Source organism: Buchnera aphidicola (Mindarus abietinus), from assembly GCF_964059085.1.
GTDB classification, from domain to species: Bacteria; Pseudomonadota; Gammaproteobacteria; order Enterobacterales; family Enterobacteriaceae; genus Buchnera_A; species Buchnera_A aphidicola_C.
Genome location: NZ_OZ060398.1, coordinates 405,967 through 425,622 on the forward strand (window position 1 = coordinate 405,967; position 19,656 = coordinate 425,622).

Here is a 19,656-nt window from a genome sequence, read left to right on the forward strand (position 1 = left end):
CAAATAAAAATTATTATAAAAAAATATATTTTTAAAACAATTTAATAAAAAACATTTTTTAACTATAAAAAAATCTGCTTATTTTTTAAAAAAAATTTTCTTTTAAAAAAAACTAATTTTTTTTAAAAAATCTATTTAACTAATAACTTGCTTTTTTTAAAATTATTTTTATTGCTTTTTAGGAAATTTTTATATGCGTATTATTAAAATGAATGAACTAGATTTATATGATAAAAAGGTATTAATTAGATTAGACTTAAATGTTCCTATTAATGAATATGGTGAAATTGCTTCATATGCTCGTATTATTGCTGCTATTCCAACAATAAAATTAGCTATTAAAAAAAAAGCAAGAATAATTATTCTTTCTCACTTAGGGAGACCTGAAGAAGGAATTTATAATAAAAAATTATCTTTATTTCCAATATTTCAATATTTAAAAAAATATTTTAAAAAAATAAATATTGTATTTAGTAAAACACTTTCATTTGGAAAAATTAAAAAAGGTGAAATTGTAGTATTAGAAAATACTAGATTCAATATAGGTGAAAAAAGAAATAGTTCCTCTTTGGCAAAAAAATATGCTTCCTTATGTGATATATTTGTTATGGATGCATTTGGAACAGCTCATAGATCTGAAGCATCAACTTGTGGAGTAGGATATTTTTCTAAGATAGCTTGTGCAGGACCTTTATTTTTATCTGAACTCACATCTCTTGAAAAAGCATTAAAAAATCCTATTAAGCCGGTAGTTTCTATCATAGGTGGCTCTAAAGTATCCACTAAATTTAAAATTTTAAAATCTTTAGGAAAAATATCGAACACTATAATTGTAGGAGGAGGCATTGCTAATACATTTGTAGCAATTGATAAAAAAGTTGGAAAATCTCTTTTTGAACCTGATTATTTAATACAAGCTAAAGAACTCAAAAAAAAATACAACATTCTTATTCCAGAAGACTCAAGAATTGGAAAGGAATTTTCTAAACATGCTACTGCTATCGTAAAAAAAACTTCTGATATTCAAGAAAATGAAGAAATTATGGATCTTGGAGATAAAACATTATTAAAAGCATTAAAAATAATTCAATCAGCAAAAACTATTATTTGGAATGGTCCTGTCGGAGTATATGAATTTAAAAATTTTCAAAAAGGGACTAAATTAATAGCTCTTGAAATTGCAAAAAGTAATGCTTTTTCTCTTGCTGGAGGAGGAGATACTTTAGCAGTTATTGATATGTTTAAAATAAAAGAAAAAATTTCTTATATATCAACCGGAGGTGGATCATTTTTATCATTTATAGAAGGTAATAAACTTCCAACTATTAAAATGTTAGAACAAACATTTTTTAAAACAAATAAAAAATAAAATTTATTTAATAAAAGTAAATTAAGTTTTATTTTTTAATAAATAGAGAATTTTAAATGAAAAAAATATTAAATTTTAAAAAAGTTGGAATTTTGTCTGGAAAAGAAGCAAAAGATTTATTTCTTTTTGCTAAAAAAAATAATTTTGCAATTCCAGCAATTAATTGTATAGGAATAGATTCCATTAATACTGTTTTAAACACTGCAGAAAAAATGAATGCTCCTGTCATTATACAAATTTCACATGGAGGATCTGAATTTATTTCGGATATTAAATCAAAAAAAATTAAAAATGAAGAAAAAGCTATATTAGGCTCTATTTCTGCAGCTAAACATCTCCATCTAATAGCTCCTTATTATAACATTCCTATTATTTTACATACTGATCACTGTCATAAATCATGGTTACCCTGGATTGATGGATTAATAAATGAAGGAAAAAAATTTTTTAAAAAGAATAACCGTCCTTTATTTACATCTCATATGATCGATTTATCAAAGGAAAATATTAAAGAAAATATAAAAATCTGTTCTAAATATTTAAAATGTATGCATGATTTAAATATGCTACTAGAAATAGAGCTAGGTTGTACAGGAGGGGAAGAAGATGGTATTGATAACTCTTCTATAAATAAAAAATTACTTTATACACAGCCAATAGATGTTTTATATGCTTATAAAAAATTACATACTATTAGTTCAAATTTTACAATCGCAGCATCTTTTGGAAATGTGCATGGAGTATATAAACCAGGAAATGTTTCTTTAAAACCTAAAATTCTTAAAAAATCTCAAGAAATAGTAAAAAATAAATATAACTTATCTGATAATCCATTAAATTTTGTATTTCATGGAGGTTCGGGATCTTCTGAAAAAGAAATAAAAAAAGCTATTAAATACGGTGTTATAAAAATTAATATCGATACAGATATCCAATGGGCAAATTGGAATGGAATTTTAAATTTTTATAGAAGAAATAAAGAATATTTGCAATCCCAACTAGGTAATCCAAGAGGGGAGAATATTCCTAATAAAAAATATTATGATCCTCGCATATGGATTAATTTTGGAAAACGTTCAATGAGTAAATACTTAAAAAAAATTTTTAAAAAGTTGAACGCTGATAATGTATTTTAATTTTTTTAAAAAATTTTATTTATTTTTTTATTAAAAGTAAATATTTAAAATATACGAAGAATAAATTTATATTTATTCTTCGTAATTAACATATCGGATTGCTTACAAATTTATTCATAAATTATTTATAAATTATTTATAAATTATTTATAAATTATAATTGAATATTATTAAAACTATTATAAACAGCAAAAATATTTAACTTATTCAAACCTCTATATATGGAAATAAAAATGGAAGAATTAAATGTAGTAAACGATATTAATCATGCAGGAAATTGGATAATACGAAATCAAGAACTTCTATTCGATTATATAATCAATCTTATGTCATCTATTACGGTTTTAATAATCGGTTTATTCGTAGGTAGAATTATTTCTAACGGAGTAAATAAAATTTTAATCAATAGGCATATAGATGCTACTATTGCTGGATTTTTATCCACTTTAGTAAGATATGTTATTATCACTTTTACAATAATAGCTTCTTTAGGATGTATAGGGGTTCAAACAACATCAGTTATTGCCATACTAGGCGCTGCTGGAATGGCTATAGGATTGGCTTTACAAGGATCACTATCAAATTTTGCTGCAGGCGTTTTATTAGTAACTTTAAGGCCTCTTAGAACTAATGAATATGTAGACTTAGGAAATGTAGCAGGAACCGTATTAAATGTTCATATATTTTATACCACGCTAAGAACATTAGATGGAAAAATAGTAGTAGTACCGAATGGAAAAATTATCGCTGGTAATATCATTAATTATTCTAGAGAACCTGCTAGAAGAAATGAATTTATTATTAGTGTTGCTTATGATTCTGATATTGATAAAGTTATAGAAATATTAAGAGAGGTCGCAAAAAATGAAAAAAGAGTCTTACAGGAAAGGGGAATAATTGTTGGCCTAAGTGAATTAGCTCCTTCTTCCCTAAATTTTATTGTTAGATGCTGGAGTAAAATTGACGATTTAAACTTAGTTTATTGGGATTTAATGGCTAAATTTAAAAAAGCTTTAGATGCTAATAAAATTAATATTCCTTACCCCAAAATAGATATACATATCTGTAAAAAAAAATAAACTAAAAAAAATATTTAAAAAAAAAGGTTGATATGATTTATTTATATGCATCTAATAATCTAAATTCAATTATTGTAAAATGTTTAAAATTAATTAAGGAAATTCCTCTAGAAAATCCATTCGAAACAGAATATTTTTTAATAGAAAATAAAAATATGGAACAATGGATAAATATTTTTATTGCTGAAAAAGAAAAAATTAGTGCAAATATTAAATTTGAAACTATATATAATTTTATATGGAAAATATTTCAAAAAAATTTAAATTTTAAATTTAATAAATATGAATTTGAACAAGATTACTTAACTTGGAAAATAATGAATATTATATCAAAAAAAAATATTTCTCCTGATATAAAAATTTCTGATACCGAAACAAAAAAAATTTATTTCTGTACTGTTATGGCTAATTTATTTATAAAATATATCTTACACCGAAGAAAGATGATTAATTCCTGGGAAAAAGATAAAAATTTTTTTAAAAACGATTATTCTGAAGAATGGCAAAAAAAATTATGGAGAATCTTACTTAAAAAAGAAAAAAATTGGCATTTTTCTAACTTACTTAATTTTTTTTTAAAAAAAATAAAAGTTAATGATTCTAATTATATATTTTTTACTAAAAGAATTTTTATAATCGGAATACATCATTTACACGATAGTTATTTGAATTTTTTAAATCAAATTAGCCCTTATTTAGATATATATATTTTTACAATCTCTCCTTATCAAATACAAAATTTATTTTTTTCTAAAAAAAATAAACCTTCTCATTTACATATAAGAAAAAAAATCAAAGAAGAAAATTTAAAAAATCCTTTATTTTTATTTTCTAAATATGCTTATAAACGTTTTTTTTTACTAAAAAATATAAAAATAAAAAAAAGTATGTTTATAAACAAAAAAATTAAAAATCCTAAAAAAAAATTATTACTTTATTTACAAAATAAAGCATTTTTTTTTAACGAAAAAAAAAATGCTAATCAAGAATCAAAAGAAAAAATATTAAAAACAGATTTTTCTTTATCTATACATTCCTGCCATAATATTAGAAGAGAAATAGAAATTTTGCATGATAATTTATTAAAAATTTTAAATGAAAACAAAAAAATATTTCCTCAAGATATTTTAATTCTTTATAATAATACTGAAAACTATTCTTCATGTATAAAATCTGTTTTTAATAAAGAAGAAAAGGGGAAATTTATTCCTTTTACTATTTTAGATGAAGTATCTAAAAAAGAAAAAATTATTATTTATTTATTAAAAAAATTGTTTAAACTTCATCATTGTAAATTTTACAATACAGATATAATAAAATTATTGGAAATAAAATTCATATCAAGAAAATTTAATTTTTCAGAAAAAGAAATAGAAATATTAAAAATTTGGATAAAAAATTCTAATATTAGATGGGGATTAGATAATCAACATATCAAGAGTTTAAATTTACCTTTGACTAATAGAAATACCTGGGAATTTGGAATTAAAAGATTTTTATTAGGATACGCTATAAATAATAGTCAAAAATTATGGAGAAATGTTCTTCCTTTTTCTATTTTAGAAAAAAATGAAATAAATATTTTACAAAAATTAATTCAATTTATATCTATTTTAAAAAAATGGAGAAAAATTATCTCAAAACCAAAATTATTTATTAATTGGTTTCCTATTTTAAAAAAAATGATATTCTATTTTTTTTTAGAAAAAGACTTTTTTTTAAAAAAAAAATATGAAATATATAAAAGATTATGGAAAAAAACTATTTTTTTTTCTATTAAAGCAAATTATAAAAAAAAAGTATCTATTGATATATTAAATGAAAAATTTTTTTTGAATATAAAAAATTTTTTTAGAAAAAAAAATTTTTCTAAAAGTAAAGTAAATTTTTTAAATTTATATAATTTTAGTATTATTCCGTTTAAAGTAATATATATAATTGGTTTTAACGAAAAAGTTTATCCTCGTATTGAGAATACTAAATATTTTGATTTAATTCAAAAAAATAAAACTATTGAAGATTCAAATTTAAGAGAAAAAGATTTTTATACTTTTTTAGAAATTTTAATATCTGCTAAAGATTATTTAATTTTGAGTTTTATTAACTATAATTCAGAAAATGAACTTAAAATGAATCCTTCTATTTTAATAGATAAATTATTATTATTTATTAAAAATAATTATTTTATCGAAGATAAAAAATCAGAAAAAGAAATTATAAAGCATATTTATTTATTTCATTCAGTGAACGGATTCGATATTATAAATTTTAAAAATAAATATAATTATCAAAGTTTCGATAGTGATTGGTTTAAATTATTATCTAATAATAATAAAAATAAATTTACATTTTTAGAAAAAACAGATTTTTATTTTAAAAAAGAAATTAAATTAAAAAAATTTATTTTATTTTGGAAAAATCCTATTAAATTTTTTTTAAAAAATAGAATTAAAATAATATTTCCTGATAAAAATGAAAATTTTGTAAAAGTAGAACCTTTTTCATTAAATTCGTTAGAAACTTATAAAATTAATAAAGAAATATTAAACGGGATGATTAAAAAAAAGAACATAAAAGAAATTATAAAAAAATTTGAATATTCAGGAATACTTCCTTATAATTTTAACTATTTTTATATATATAAAAATATATATAAAGAATTATTACTACTATCGGAAAAAATTTTAATAGAGAAAACAAAACTTACAGTTAAAGAAATAGATATTAATTTATCTAATAATAAAATTTATGGAATATTAAAAAATGTTCAAGAAACAGGTATTTTACGATGGAAACCAACATTACTAAACTATAATGATATGATTTCTTTATGGTTCGAACACCTTACCTATTGTATTTCCGGAGGAAAAGGTGCTTCTGTAATATATGGATTAAAAAATAAAAAATATTTATTTTTACCTATTAAAAAAAATAAAGCTTTATTTTATTTAGAAAATTATATTAACGGATATTTAACAGGATTAAATAATCCTTTATTACTAACCAAATCTAGTTTCTCTTGGATAAAAACAGCGTATAACAAAATTAAAAAAATTATAATTTTTGATAAAGAAAATATGATGAAATCCGAAAAAAATTTTTTTAGTACTTGGAATGGAAATATAATTATTCCAGGAGAAAAAGAAGATTTATATATAAAAAAAATTATACCTGAAATAACAAAAGAGTTACTTCAAGAAATGTATAAAATATGTGAAAAATGGATTGTTCCTATTTTAAATCACATGAATGATTAATTTTTTAACAAAATACTATGAAAAAAAATAAAGAAATAAAAGAAATATTTGATTTTTCATTAACAGGAAAACATGTAATTGAAGCATCAGCTGGAACAGGAAAAACTTTTTTTATAGTTTTGACATATATTAGACTGATATTAGGAATTAATACAAAAAAAAATATGCAACCTATACCAGTTAAAAAGATTCTTGTACTAACATTCAATAAATCAGCAAAGGAAGAAATTTTTAAAAGAATAAAAAATACTATTCAAAAATTAAAAAAATTTTTCTTTAAAAAAAAAATTAAAGATAAAAATATAGATTTTATATTAAAAAATATTAAAAATTTAAAATTAACATATATTCTACTTTTAAAAGTAGAATTTGATTTAGAACAAGCAAAAATTTTTACTATAGATAGCTTCTTTTTTAAAACATTAGACTATTATACTTTGAATTTAAATAATCTAAACAAAATAAAAAAAAATGAAAATGAAAAAAATATATATTTACAAAGTACTATAGATTTTTGGAGAAAAAAATGTTTTTTTTTTCCAAAAAATTTATTAAATATTATTTATAAAAGATGGAAAAATCCTTTAAATTTATTTAAAGAGATAGAATCTTGGATAAATTATCAAAATAACAATCCTTATCTTAAAATAAAAAAAAAATATTGTTTAATCACATTACATAAAAAAAATATTAAAAAAATTAATTTTTATAAAAAATCTTGGTTAGGAATTAGTAAAAAAATATTTAATTTAATAGATAATTTTGATATAAATAAAAGAATTTTTAATAAAAAAAATAAAGAAAGATGGATAAACTTAATAAACAAATGGGCAAAAGAAAAAACAATTGATTATTTTATTCCTAAAGAATTATCTTATTTTAAAAAAAAAATAAAAAAGGTAAAAAATGAAAAAAATAAAGAATTATATAATTTTTTTGTTTTTACAGAATTTTTTTTAAAACAAAATTTTTCGATAGAAAAAAAATTTATTCTTTTTTCGATTCAAAAAATTATATACTACGCTAACTTAAAAAAAAAAAAAATGGATATTTAGAATACTCTGATGTTTCAAATTTACTTCTTAACACATTAAAAAAAAATAAAAAAAATTTTTCGAAAGAAATAAGTAAAAATTTTACTGCTGTATTAATTGATGAATTTCAAGATATTAATCTTCAACAATATAAAATTATAAAAAAAATATTCTATAAAGAAAAAAAAATATTATTATTGTTAATTGGAGATCCAAAACAATCTATTTATAATTTTAGAGGAGCCAATATATTTTCTTACTTTCAATCAAAATCAGAAATTAAATCACATTTTTTCCTTAAAAAAAATTGGAGATCTACACCTGATATAGTAAATAATATAAATTTATTTTTTTCTAGAATTAAAAATTCATTTTTAAATTCTAAAATAAAATTTATTCCTTCTACTTCTTCAAAAAAAAATAAATTTAATTATTTTAAAATTGATGAAATTATTCAACCTTCTTTTTCTATATTTGTTAATTCAAAAGAAATTATTTCTAAGAAAAGTTATGAAGAATGGATTTCCAATGAATGTGCTAAAAGCATATCTTATTGGTTAATGAAAGGAAATTCTAAAGAAGCTTTGATATCTATTAAAAATAAAAAAAAATATATTTCAGCAAAAGATATTGTTGTAATAGTTAAAAATAAAAATGAAGCTAATTATATACAAAATGCTTTAAAAAGTAATAAGATTTCATCTATTTATCTATCAAACAAAAAAAACGTATTTGATACATTAGAAGCAAAAGAAATATTTTGGATACTCAGTGCCATATTAGATTCAAAAAACGAAAAAAAAATTAAGAGAGCACTCTGCACTAATTTATTAGAAAATAATTCTAATCAAATAAATAAACTTTGCTTAAATTTAAAAAATTGGTCACTAATATTAAAAAAATTTGAATATTTTTATGAAATTTGGACAAAATTAGGAATTTTCTCCTTAATAAGATATTTAATAAAAATTAAAAAAACAAAAGTTGATTTTAATAAACAAAAAGAAAATACATTTAATGTTCATAATTTTTTATATTTAGGAGAACTAATAGATAAAAAATATTTTTTATTAAATGAAAAAAAAATACTTCTTTTTTGGTTAGAAGAAAAAATTAATAATACTGAAGACTATTTTGTAATTAATAATTTTATACATGTTCCAGATAATAATAATAGTATAAAAATTATTTCTGTACATAAATCTAAAGGATTAGAATTTCCAATAGTATGGATTCCTTTTATTATGAATTATACGAAAAGAACAATAGGATTTTATCCTAATAAAAAAAATCAACTTCTAATAAATTTAGAAAAAAATTCAATAAATTCTAAATTAGTTGATAAAGAAAGACTTTCAGAAGATATAAGGTTATTATATGTTTCTCTAACAAGATCTATACTACACTGTAGTATAGGTATAGGTAGAATTCAGAAGAAAAAAAGTAAAAAATACAATACTTTTTCTGATGTACATGAAAGTGCTTTTGGATATCTTCTACAACAAGGAAAAAAATGTAATTTTTCTACTTTTAAAGAAAAATTAAAAGAAATTAAAAAATATAAAAATATCAAATTTTTTTCAAATTTTAAAAAAAAATCTTTTCAAAAAAAATCTAAGATTAATACTCCGATAAGCCTTGCATTATTTAATAGAAAAATTACAAATTATTGGGATATAACAAGTTTTTCTAAATTAAAAAAAGAAAACTTAACTACGAAAAAAAATGAACAAAAAAATTTAAATAATAAAAATATTATTTTTACTGAAAATACGTTAAACCCTTATTCTTTTCCAAGGGGGAGGGGGTTTGGATCTATGCTTCATAAAATCTTAAAAAAATGTAAATTTTCTTATAAAATAGAAGAAAAATACATTGAAAAAGAAATTAAATCAGTAAAATTAAATAAAGAATGGATCCCCATAGTAAAAAACTGGATATATCAAATATTTCATAAAAATATTAATAAAAATAATTTATTATTATCAAATTTAAAAAAAAACGAATACATAAAAGAATTAAAATTCTACTTTCCTATTAAAAAAATAATAAATGAACATAAATTTAATGAAATAATTAAATTTTGTAGTTTAAAAAATCAAAAAATTCCTTTTTTTAATTTTAAAAACAAAAAAGGAATATTAACAGGATTTGTTGATCTCGTTATTTTTTCAAATAAAAAATATTATATTTTAGAGTATAAATCTAATTGGCTTGGAAATGATAACACTTTTTATTCTAAAAAAAATATAAAAAAAGAAATAATTAAACACAGATATGACATACAATCTTTATTGTATATAATTGCAGTTAATAGATATCTAAGTAATAAAATAAAAAAATATGATTTTAATAAAAATTTTGGAGGTTTTTATTTTTTATTTATTAGAGGAATGTATCTTGAAAAAAATCAAAATAACAAAAACGACGGAATTTATCATTTTCTTCCTGAAAAAAAATACATAGATGAATTAGATAATTTTTTTAAAGGAATATAATTTCCTAATTGTATATAATAAAAATTATTTTTTTAACTAAATAAACGTATATAAATAAAAACAAAATAATTTTTTTTAAAAAATTAATTTTTTATTATATGATTCATATCAAAAAATAAGATTTTATTGATTTTTAAAATATAAAAAAATTATTACTTAAATTTTTTTAAAAAAACTAAATTTTTATAACGTATGTTAAAAAATAAAAAAATATATACTGATATTCACAACCTATAAACTAAAATGAAAAAACTACTAAAAGAAGCGGTAAAAAAGAAATTAATTCAATCTATAGATTTTCAATTTTCTAATTTTATTTGTAAAAATGATGAACCTGCTGTTATGCTAGCAGCAGCTTGTACAAGTAATTTTTATGGAAAAGGAAACATTTGTCTACCCATAAAATTATTATTAAAAAAATATTTTAAAAATCCTAAAAAAAAAATCATAAAAAAAATGTGGAAAATTATAAATAAAATAAAATCTACTCAAGATTGGGTTGAAATTTTAAAAAAAAGTCATTCTATTGGAATGGAAAATAGCAGAAATCCAATAATTTTATTTAAAAAAAATCTATATCTTTATAAAGCTTGGAAAATGGAAAAAAAAATTTTTAATTTTATTAAAACAAGAAATAATACAATAAGAATAAACAAAAAAAAATTTGAAAAAATAAATAAAAAAATTAAATTTGACGAAAAAAATATTTATCAAAAAATAGCTATTTTTATGGGAATATTCAATAAAGTCTCTTTTATTATGGGAGGACCAGGAACAGGTAAAACAACTTTAGTATCAAAATTAATTATTTCAATTATTAGATTCTCAGAATTTTCTCCTATAATTAAATTAGTAGCTACAACCGGAAAAGCTGCTGATAATTTGTCATTTTCAATAAAAACTATTATTCCTACTTTAAATTTAACAAAATTAGAAAAAAAAATTTTTCCAAATAATGCGAATACTTTACATCATTTATTAAAAATAAAACCAGGAATTAATAATTCATTAATCCAAAAAAAAATCAAGATCAACGCTGACATATTAATTATAGATGAATCTTCAATGATTGATTTTTTCATGATGTATAAATTAATAGGATCTATATCTTCACATACAAAATTAGTATTTATAGGAGATCACAACCAGTTACCTCCCATTGGTACAGGTTTTTTATTAAACGATATTTCTTTTTTTTATCAATACGGATATACAAAAAAATTCATAGAATTATTAAAAAAAATGAATTTTTTAGATAAAAAATCTCAATATAAAACATCTAACTTAATTATTAACAATAATATCTGTATGCTAAAAAAAAGTTACAGATTTTCTTCAAAATCAGGAATTTACAAATTTTCATCAATGTTAAAGTTAGGTAAAAAAAAAATAATAAAAAAAATTATTAATAATACTTTTTCAGATATTAAATATGTTCCTGTGACTAACCATAAAGAATATAAAAAAATGATACTTTTAGTCGCTTTAGAATATAAGAAATACTTTAAAAGCATTAAAAAAAAACAATCTCCTAAAAAAATAATAACTCTATTCAATAATTATCGATTAATTTGCGTATTAAAAAAAGGATTATTTGGAACTAAATATGTTAACAGAAATATAGAAAAAAAAATGAAAGATCTTTCTTATATTCAACCTACGGTAATCAAAAAAGAAATTTGGTATGTTGGAAAACCTATATTAATTAAAGAAAATAATAAAAATTTAAATATTTTCAATGGAAATATAGGTATTACATTTTTAGATGCAAAAATGAATTTTTCAGTATTTTTTTTATCATTAGATGATTCGATTAAAACTATCCCAATTAATTTATTACCTAAATACGAAACAGCATGGACAATCACCGTTCATAAATCACAGGGTTCAGAATTTTCTCATACAGGAATATTATTACCATTAACATATGTTAAAACTTTAAGTAAAGAATTACTTTATACTGCTGTTACTCGATCAAAAAAAAAATTAACTATATATGGAAATAAAAAAGTTCTTAGTTTAACAATAGATAGAAAAATTACTAGATATAGTGGAATAAAAGAAAAATTAAAAAATTATAAAGAAAATAATTAACGTATTAATGAATAAAAAATAGCATTCAGTTAAAGAATATTAAGTTCTAATACTTTAGAACCTCTTTGATAATTATACATTCTTTTTTTTCTTTCAGGTAAAGAGTTTATATCTGTTAACAGAAATCCTTTTTCTTGAAACCAATGAATACTGTAGGTAGTTAATACAAATATTTTTTTTAAATTTAATTTTTTAGCTTCTTTTTGTATTATTCGTAATAACATTTCTCCTCTAGAAGAATTTCTATAATTCGGATGAATAACCACACAAGCCATTTCCCCTATCCTTTCATTTTTAAAAGGATATAAAGCAGCACATCCTATAGTTAAATTATCTCTAACAATAATAGTAAATTTATCTATTTCTACTTCTAATTGCTCTCTAGATCGACGAACTAATATTTTTTTTTCTTCTAGTGGTCTAATTAATTCTAAAATACCTCCTATATCATCAATAGTTGCTTTTCTAATTTTTTCTGAGGACTCCATAACTATTTGAGTTCCAATTCCATCTCTGGAAAATAGTTCTTGCAACAACGCGCCATTTTTTTTATAACTAATCAAATGGCATCTTCTAACTCCTTCTGAACACGCTTTTACAGAAGATCTTAAAAATTTAATCATAGAGGATGAAAAAGAATACTTTTTTTTCATTAAAATCATTTTTTTTACTTTACTAGGAAATAATTCAGAAAAAAATTTTCCTTTTTTATCAATAACCCCTTGAGAATCAAAGAAACCTATCATTTTTTCAGCTTTTAATTTTATTGAAATTTCCGCAGCTATTTCTTCAGAAATTAAATTAAAACTTTCTCCTGTAATAGAAACTGAAATTGGACCTATTAAAACAATAGATCGATTTTTAAGTTGTGTTTGAATATATTTCCCATCTATTTTCCTAACTCGACCACTATGGCAATAATCTATTCCATTATCAACACCTAATGGTTGAGCAACAATAAAATTTCCACTAACAACATTAATATTAGCTCCTTGAGAAGGAGTATTAGTTAAGCTCATAGAAAGTAACGCTGTTATATCTAATTGTAATTTTCCGATTTCTTCTTTAACTAATTCTAATATTTCAGTATTTGTTACCAATACATTCTTGTGATAATGAAAATTTATTTTTTTATTGATTAAACGTTTTTTAATTTGTGGAGAGGCATCATATACTACAACTAAATGAATTCCTAGACTATGCAATAATCCTATATCATTTATTATATGAATAAAATTTTTATGTTTAATAGCTTCACCCGACAACGTAATTACGAATATCTTTTCTCTATGAGCGTTAATATAAGGAACACTATGTCTAAACTCTTCTACTAAGTTAGTAATAGGATTTTTATACATAATTAAATCCCTTAATACATTTATATATTAAAAATAATGAATTTAATAAAGAGAATTTATTAAAAATAGTTTTTTGGTTTTAGTTTAATCATTAATATTATTTATATTTTAATTAATTAAATTTTAAGTAATTAAAATTTAAGAGTTTTAATATTTGAAAAAAGAAGAAATATTAGAAATAATATTTCTATTTATTTTTGGTTGCGGGAGTTGGATTTGAACCAACGACCTTCGGGTTATGAGCCCGACGAGCTACCGAACTGCTCCACCCCGCGATATATTTATATCTTATATTAAAAATATAAAAAAAACAACTATTTTAATCTAAAATATTAATAAATAAAATATTTTTATTAAAAAATATTTATTTATTCATAAAAATTTTTTAATTAAGTAAAAAAAAATCTTCTAAAAAACTAAATTTAAAAAAATATATTAAATTAAAAGTATTTTTTTAAAAAAATAAAAAAAATAATTTTTTATTATAAAATATTTTATTTTTTATTTATTTTAAAAATAATCACAATTACTGTTTCCTTAAAAAAATTAAATATATTATTATGTTTTCTTAAACAAAAATTTAATAAATTTAATATTTTTTAAATTAAAAAATAAAAAATTTAATATTTTTATGTTATATATAAAAAAACAAAAAATATTTATAAAATATAAACAATATTTTTTACTAAAAAGGTTTTTACATGAATATATTAAAATCAAGTATTGTTTCTAAAAATGCGTCAATTGCTATAATTATAGCTAGATTTAATGATTTCATCAATAATCATTTATTGAATGGAGCTATTGATACGTTAATAAGAATTGGGCAAGTGAAGAAAGAAAATATTTTTATATCTTATGTTCCTGGAACTTATGAGATACCAATCATTGCAAAAATTTTATGTAAAAAAAAAAAATATGATTCTATTATTGCTTTAGGGACTATTATTAAAGGAAATACTCCTCATTATAAATCTATAGCAAATCCTATTTTTTCAAATTTATCCTATCTTAGCATTAAAAATGAAATTCCGATTTTAATCGGTATATTAATAACAAAAACCATTGAACAAGCTATTGAAAGAGCAGGGACTAAATTAGGAAATAAAGGTTCGGAAGCGGCAATATCTGCTTTAGAAATGGTAAATCTTATAAAAAAAATAAAGTAATAATTGTAAAATTAAAAAAATTACTTAAAAATTTTAAAATATTTTAAACAACTAGAAATTTAAAAAATATGGTAATTGATGAATTTAAAATTATAGATAAATACTTTAATCGTTTCAAAAAAAAAGATAAATATTTAATTAAAGGAATAGGAGATGATTGTGCAGTAGTACAAATACCAAAAAATAAAGCTTTATCTATCAGTACAGATACTTTAGTAGAAGGTATTCATTTTTTAAAAAATATACATCCTATAGATTTAAGTTATAAAGCGCTTGCTGTAAATCTTAGTGATTTAGCTGCTATTGGAGCAGAACCAAAATGGTTAACCTTATCTATAACAATGCCTTATATAAATTTAAAATGGATAAAATTTTTTAGCAAAAATTTAATTAAATTAATTTATAAAAATAATATGAAACTAATAGGGGGGGATACCACTAGAGGGCCATTAAGCATTACTATTAGTGCCTATGGTTTAATTCCAAAAGGAAAAGGATTATTTAGAACAGGCGCTAAAAATGGAGATTTAATCTATGTAACAGGAACATTAGGAGACAGCGCAGCTGGATTTGATTTACTAACAAAAAAAATCTCAATAAAAAATAATAGAATTTATAATATTCTTGTAAAAAAACATTTAAGACCTATTGCACGAATTTCACAAGGGAAAATTTTAAGAGATATTGCTACCTCAGCAATCGATGTTTCGGATGGATTAATTATGGATTTAAAACACATTTTAGATTCCAGTCAATGTGGTGCAAACTTAAACTTAGAAAATTTTCCCATATCAAAAATACTAAAAAAAAATTTCAATAAAAAAAATTGGATAAAATGGGCTTTATATTCAGGGGAAGATTATGAATTATGTTTTACTATACCAGAAAAACAAAAAAAATATTTAGATAATTTAATGAAATTTTGTAAAGTACCTTATACACATATTGGAAATATTACTGAATTAAAAAAAGGATATAAACTGTTAGAATTTAAAAAATCTATAAAGTTTAATAAAAAAGGATTCAATCATTTTTAAAAAAATATATTTATTGTTATAAAAAAGAGATTCCAAATGAAAGATATTTTTTATATGAAAAAAGCTATAAATTTAGCAAAACTAGGAAAATTTACTACATGTCCTAATCCAAATGTAGGTTGTGTTATTGTAAAAAAATCAAAAATTGTAGGAGAAGGATGGCATAAAAAATCAGGGGAAGAACATGCCGAAATACATGCTTTAAAAATAGCAAAGGAAAAATCAAAAGGAGCTACTGCTTATATTACTTTAGAACCTTGTTGTCATTACGGAAAAACCCCTCCTTGTTGTGAAGCTCTTTTTTTTGCCGGTATATCAAGGGTAGTAATAGCTATGAAGGATCCAAATCCAAAAGTTAATGGAATAGGGATTTTTTGGTTAAAAAAAAAAGGAATTATAGTAAAAGAAGGTATTTTGAAAAATGAAGCAGAATATATAAATCAAGGGTTTTTAAAAAGAATGAGAACGGGTATTCCCTGGATTCAATTAAAATTAGCTATGTCTATCGACGGAAGAACTTCTCTTCAGAATGGTAAGAGTAAATGGATTACTTCTAAAAAATCGCGTATAAATGTTCAATATTTTAGAGCAAAAAGCGATGCTATTCTAAGTACTAGCAAAACTATATTTTACGATAATCCCTCATTAAACGTAAGATACCATGAATTTAACAGCGAAAAATTAAAAAAATATAATATAAATCAAAAAAAACAACCTATTAGAGTCATTATTGATAGTCAAAATAGACTAACTCCTTCTAATAAATTTATACATACAAAAGGAAATATTATTTTAGCTCGATTAAAATATGATAATTTTATTTGGCCTAAAAACGTAAAACAAATATTAATTCCGTCTTATGAAAAAAAAATAGATTTAAACTATTTATTTACGAAATTAGGAAAATTAAAAATTAATAATCTATGGATTGAAGCTGGGCCTTCTTTATCCGGTGCTCTATTAAAAAAAAAATTAATTGATGAATTAATTATTTATATAGCACCTAGACTATTTGGCCAATATTCAAATTCTTTATGTTTATTAGACAATTATTCAAAAATTTCAAAAACACCTAAATTATTTTTTTCCAATATCCGAAAAATTGATTCAGATATACGAATCATATTAAAACCTGACGATAATTTATATAACTAATTATTTTTTTTAAAAAAAATTTAACATTTATAAACATTTTTACAATAAGAAGAAAAATGAATCCTTTAACTAGAAGAAAAGCAAGAGAATGTGCAGTACAAGCTATTTATTCCTGGCAATTATCAAAAAATAATATAGTTGATATTAAAAATCAATTTTTAAAAAAAATAACTAATAAAAAAATAGACATAATTTATTTTTGTCAATTAATTATAGGAATTACTGATCATTATAAATTTTTAGATGAATTTATAAAACCATATTTATCTAGGAAAATAACTGAGTTAGATCCTATTGAAAAAACAGTTCTTAGAATTTCTTTATATGAATTAATTAAAAGAAAAGATATTCCTTATAAAGTTGTAATTAATGAAGGGATAGAACTCGCTAAATTATTTGGTGCTAAAAAAAGTCATAAATTTATTAATGGAGTATTAGATAAAGTTGTTTCTAAACTAGAAATATCTTGTAAAATTTGATTTATTTATTTTTTATAAATTAAAAACCTAATTTTAAAAAAAATTAAATATAAAATTTACATTATTATGATCTATTACACTAATTAAATTAGTGTAATAAATTTTTTTTTAAAAAAAATTAATCTAACCACTGCAATATTTTTTCTTGTATTCCATCTGCATCTAATTTTATTTCCTTCTTAATTTCTTTTTGTTCTCCATGAAACACAAATTTATCTGGTAAACCTATATTTAGTACTGAAATATTAATTTTATAAAACATTAGTAATTCATTTACACTACTTCCCGCTCCCCCTGAAATAATACCTTCCTCAATAGTTATTAAAAATTGATAATTTTTTGCTAATAATAGAATTAAATTAATATCTAAAGGCTTAATAAATCTCATATCTACTAAAGTAAAATTTAATTTTTCACTTACTATTTTAGCTGATGAAAATAATGATCCAAAGCTTAAAATAGCAGCTTTTTTACCTATTCTTTTGATTAAAGCTTTACCTATTGGTATAGTTTTAGAAGAATATAATATATTATCTATAAAATTTTTTTTAGGATATCTTATTGCAATAGGTTTATTAAAATTTAAATATGCAGTATTTAACATTTTTAATAATTCATTACCACTACTAGGTGCCATAACAATAAAATTTGGTATAGATCTAAGATATGTAATATCAAACATTCCTTGATGAGTTTTTCCATCATGTCCTACTATACCAGCTCTGTCTATTATAAATAAAACCGGTAAATTTTGTATTGAAACATCATGAATTACTTGGTCGTATGCTCTTTGCAAAAAAGTAGAATAAATTGCTACTACCGGTTTATATCCTTTAGATGCTAATCCAGCAGCAAAGGTTACTGCATGTTGTTCCGAAATACCTACATCAAAATATTGTTTAGGGAATAATTTAGAAAATTCCTCTATTCCAGAACCTATTGACATTGCAGGAGTAATAGCTATTATTTTTTTATCTTTTATAGCAATTTTGCATAGCCAATCTCCAAATATTTTTGAATAAGTAATTTTTTTTTTAAAAAAAAAAGAAAAATTTTTGTTTTTTTTATTTTCTTTTGAAATAAAATGCCATTTAACTGGATCTTTTTCAGCAGGAGAATAACCTTTTCCCTTCTTTGTTTTTATATGGAATAATTTTATTCCATTAATAGAATGCAACTTTTTTAAAAATTTAATTAAAAATAATAGATTATGTCCATCGTAAGGACCGTAATAATTTATTCCGAATTGATTTATGATTTTATAAAAATATTTCTTTTTAAATAAAAAATTTTTTTTTCCTTTAGATAATATCGAAAAAAAATTTTTTAACATACCAACACTATTGGAAATAGACATTTTATTATCATTTAAAATAATTAAAAAATCAGAAGAAATATTTGCAATATTATTAATTGCTTCCAATGACATTCCACTAGCTATAGCGGAGTCTCCTATAACAGATATTGTTTTTCTATTTTTATTTTCTTTTTGAGCTGCTACAGACATTCCTAATCCTGCACTAATAGTAGTAGAAGAATGTCCTGTTCCAAAACAATCATATATACTTTCACTAAAAGAAGGAAATGGATGTAATCCTTCTTTTTTTCCAATACTGAATATATTTTTAGATCTTTCTGTCAATACTTTATGAGGATAGGATTGATGTCCTATATCCCATAATAAATTATCAAATGGCGTATTATATACATAATGTACCGCCACTGTAATTTCGATTACTCCCAAATTAGATGAAAAATGACCTCCAAATCTTTGAATACTATTTATTAAATAATCTCGTAATTCAAAGCATAATTTTGGTAATATTTCAATTGATAATAATCGTAATTTTTGAACGGAATTCGCTAATAATAAAGTTGGATATTTTTTTAAAAAATGATTCATACTATTACTCAACTTTTTAAGGTAACTAATTTTTTATAAAAATAAATGTTTAATTTTATTAAAAAATATGATTAAACATTAATCATGC

At 20.9% G+C, this 19,656-nt stretch carries 13 protein-coding genes, 1 tRNA gene and 1 pseudogene; 12 read left to right on the plus strand and 3 right to left on the minus strand.

Features of this window, described 5'->3' with window-relative positions; all coding sequences use genetic code 11:
- Nucleotides 1–193 precede the first annotated feature (193 nt).
- The 8 genes and pseudogenes from AB4W62_RS01870 to recD all read left to right on the plus strand — a co-directional run bounded on the left by AB4W62_RS01870 (nt 194) and on the right by recD (nt 12,467).
- A complete protein-coding gene (locus AB4W62_RS01870; protein ID WP_367679798.1) occupies nt 194–1,369 on the plus strand; it encodes a phosphoglycerate kinase in 1,176 nt (391 codons plus the stop codon).
- Nucleotides 1,370–1,425: 56 nt separating this feature from the next.
- Nucleotides 1,426–2,505, plus strand: coding sequence for a class II fructose-bisphosphate aldolase (fbaA, locus tag AB4W62_RS01875; protein WP_367679799.1), 1,080 nt, complete (start codon nt 1,426–1,428; stop codon nt 2,503–2,505).
- A 233-nt stretch (nt 2,506–2,738) separates the two neighbouring features.
- Entirely contained in the window at nt 2,739–3,584 is an 846-nt protein-coding gene (mscS, locus tag AB4W62_RS01880) for a small-conductance mechanosensitive channel MscS (RefSeq protein WP_367679800.1), read from the plus strand.
- Between the two features lie 32 nt (nt 3,585–3,616).
- Nucleotides 3,617–6,841 (plus strand): exodeoxyribonuclease V subunit gamma, encoded by a 3,225-nt coding sequence (gene recC / locus AB4W62_RS01885; protein WP_367679801.1) that lies wholly within the window; start codon nt 3,617–3,619, stop codon nt 6,839–6,841.
- A gap of 17 nt (nt 6,842–6,858) precedes the next feature.
- The gene (locus AB4W62_RS01890; RefSeq protein ID WP_367679802.1) at nt 6,859–7,896 is read left to right on the plus strand and encodes a UvrD-helicase domain-containing protein; all 1,038 of its coding nucleotides are present in this window, start codon (nt 6,859–6,861) and stop codon (nt 7,894–7,896) included.
- Nucleotides 7,897–7,931: 35 nt separating this feature from the next.
- A pseudogene (locus tag AB4W62_RS01895) lies at nt 7,932–8,102 on the plus strand (UvrD-helicase domain-containing protein); the annotation flags it as partial.
- A 51-nt stretch (nt 8,103–8,153) separates the two neighbouring features.
- Entirely contained in the window at nt 8,154–10,373 is a 2,220-nt protein-coding gene (locus tag AB4W62_RS01900; RefSeq protein ID WP_367680143.1) for a 3'-5' exonuclease, read from the plus strand.
- A gap of 243 nt (nt 10,374–10,616) precedes the next feature.
- On the plus strand, nt 10,617–12,467 hold the full coding sequence (recD, locus tag AB4W62_RS01905) for an exodeoxyribonuclease V subunit alpha (RefSeq protein WP_367679803.1): 1,851 nt from the start codon (nt 10,617–10,619) through the stop codon (nt 12,465–12,467).
- 29 nt (nt 12,468–12,496) lie between these two features.
- On the opposite strand, the gene argA is transcribed toward recD, so the two are convergent.
- Together argA and AB4W62_RS01915 are read right to left on the minus strand one after the other, a co-directional pair.
- Nucleotides 12,497–13,825 (minus strand): amino-acid N-acetyltransferase, encoded by a 1,329-nt coding sequence (argA, locus tag AB4W62_RS01910; RefSeq protein WP_367679804.1) that lies wholly within the window; start codon nt 13,823–13,825, stop codon nt 12,497–12,499.
- A gap of 198 nt (nt 13,826–14,023) precedes the next feature.
- Nucleotides 14,024–14,100, minus strand: a tRNA-Met gene (locus AB4W62_RS01915).
- A 426-nt stretch (nt 14,101–14,526) separates the two neighbouring features.
- Between AB4W62_RS01915 and ribE the strand changes: the two genes are divergently transcribed.
- The 4 genes from ribE to nusB all read left to right on the plus strand — a co-directional run bounded on the left by ribE (nt 14,527) and on the right by nusB (nt 17,665).
- Entirely contained in the window at nt 14,527–14,994 is a 468-nt protein-coding gene (gene ribE / locus AB4W62_RS01920; RefSeq protein WP_367679805.1) for a 6,7-dimethyl-8-ribityllumazine synthase, read from the plus strand.
- 68 nt (nt 14,995–15,062) lie between these two features.
- A complete protein-coding gene (gene thiL, locus AB4W62_RS01925; RefSeq protein ID WP_367679806.1) occupies nt 15,063–16,031 on the plus strand; it encodes a thiamine-phosphate kinase in 969 nt (322 codons plus the stop codon).
- Between the two features lie 36 nt (nt 16,032–16,067).
- The gene (gene ribD / locus AB4W62_RS01930) at nt 16,068–17,186 is read left to right on the plus strand and encodes a bifunctional diaminohydroxyphosphoribosylaminopyrimidine deaminase/5-amino-6-(5-phosphoribosylamino)uracil reductase RibD (protein ID WP_367679807.1); all 1,119 of its coding nucleotides are present in this window, start codon (nt 16,068–16,070) and stop codon (nt 17,184–17,186) included.
- A gap of 56 nt (nt 17,187–17,242) precedes the next feature.
- On the plus strand, nt 17,243–17,665 hold the full coding sequence (nusB, locus tag AB4W62_RS01935; RefSeq protein ID WP_367679808.1) for a transcription antitermination factor NusB: 423 nt from the start codon (nt 17,243–17,245) through the stop codon (nt 17,663–17,665).
- Between the two features lie 118 nt (nt 17,666–17,783).
- Here nusB and dxs read toward each other — a convergent pair whose 3' ends face one another.
- Nucleotides 17,784–19,568: a 1-deoxy-D-xylulose-5-phosphate synthase gene (dxs, locus tag AB4W62_RS01940; protein ID WP_367679809.1), complete on the minus strand. Its 1,785-nt coding sequence runs from the start codon at nt 19,566–19,568 to the stop codon at nt 17,784–17,786.
- Nucleotides 19,569–19,656: the final 88 nt, after the last annotated feature.

What these genes read in the sequence shown, in the direction of transcription:
- mscS (WP_367679800.1), top strand. Translation starts at nt 2,739, where the DNA reads ATGGAAGAATTAAATGTAGTAAACGATATTAATCATGCAGGAAATTGG.
- AB4W62_RS01890 (WP_367679802.1), top strand. Translation starts at nt 6,859, where the DNA reads ATGAAAAAAAATAAAGAAATAAAAGAAATATTTGATTTTTCATTAACA.
- recC (WP_367679801.1), top strand. Translation starts at nt 3,617, where the DNA reads ATGATTTATTTATATGCATCTAATAATCTAAATTCAATTATTGTAAAA.
- nusB (WP_367679808.1), top strand. Translation starts at nt 17,243, where the DNA reads ATGAATCCTTTAACTAGAAGAAAAGCAAGAGAATGTGCAGTACAAGCT.
- argA (WP_367679804.1), bottom strand. Translation starts at nt 13,825, where the DNA reads ATGTATAAAAATCCTATTACTAACTTAGTAGAAGAGTTTAGACATAGT.
- ribD (WP_367679807.1), top strand. Translation starts at nt 16,068, where the DNA reads ATGAAAGATATTTTTTATATGAAAAAAGCTATAAATTTAGCAAAACTA.
- dxs (WP_367679809.1), bottom strand. Translation starts at nt 19,568, where the DNA reads ATGAATCATTTTTTAAAAAAATATCCAACTTTATTATTAGCGAATTCC.
- recD (WP_367679803.1), top strand. Translation starts at nt 10,617, where the DNA reads ATGAAAAAACTACTAAAAGAAGCGGTAAAAAAGAAATTAATTCAATCT.
- thiL (WP_367679806.1), top strand. Translation starts at nt 15,063, where the DNA reads ATGGTAATTGATGAATTTAAAATTATAGATAAATACTTTAATCGTTTC.
- fbaA (WP_367679799.1), top strand. Translation starts at nt 1,426, where the DNA reads ATGAAAAAAATATTAAATTTTAAAAAAGTTGGAATTTTGTCTGGAAAA.
- ribE (WP_367679805.1), top strand. Translation starts at nt 14,527, where the DNA reads ATGAATATATTAAAATCAAGTATTGTTTCTAAAAATGCGTCAATTGCT.
- AB4W62_RS01870 (WP_367679798.1), top strand. Translation starts at nt 194, where the DNA reads ATGCGTATTATTAAAATGAATGAACTAGATTTATATGATAAAAAGGTA.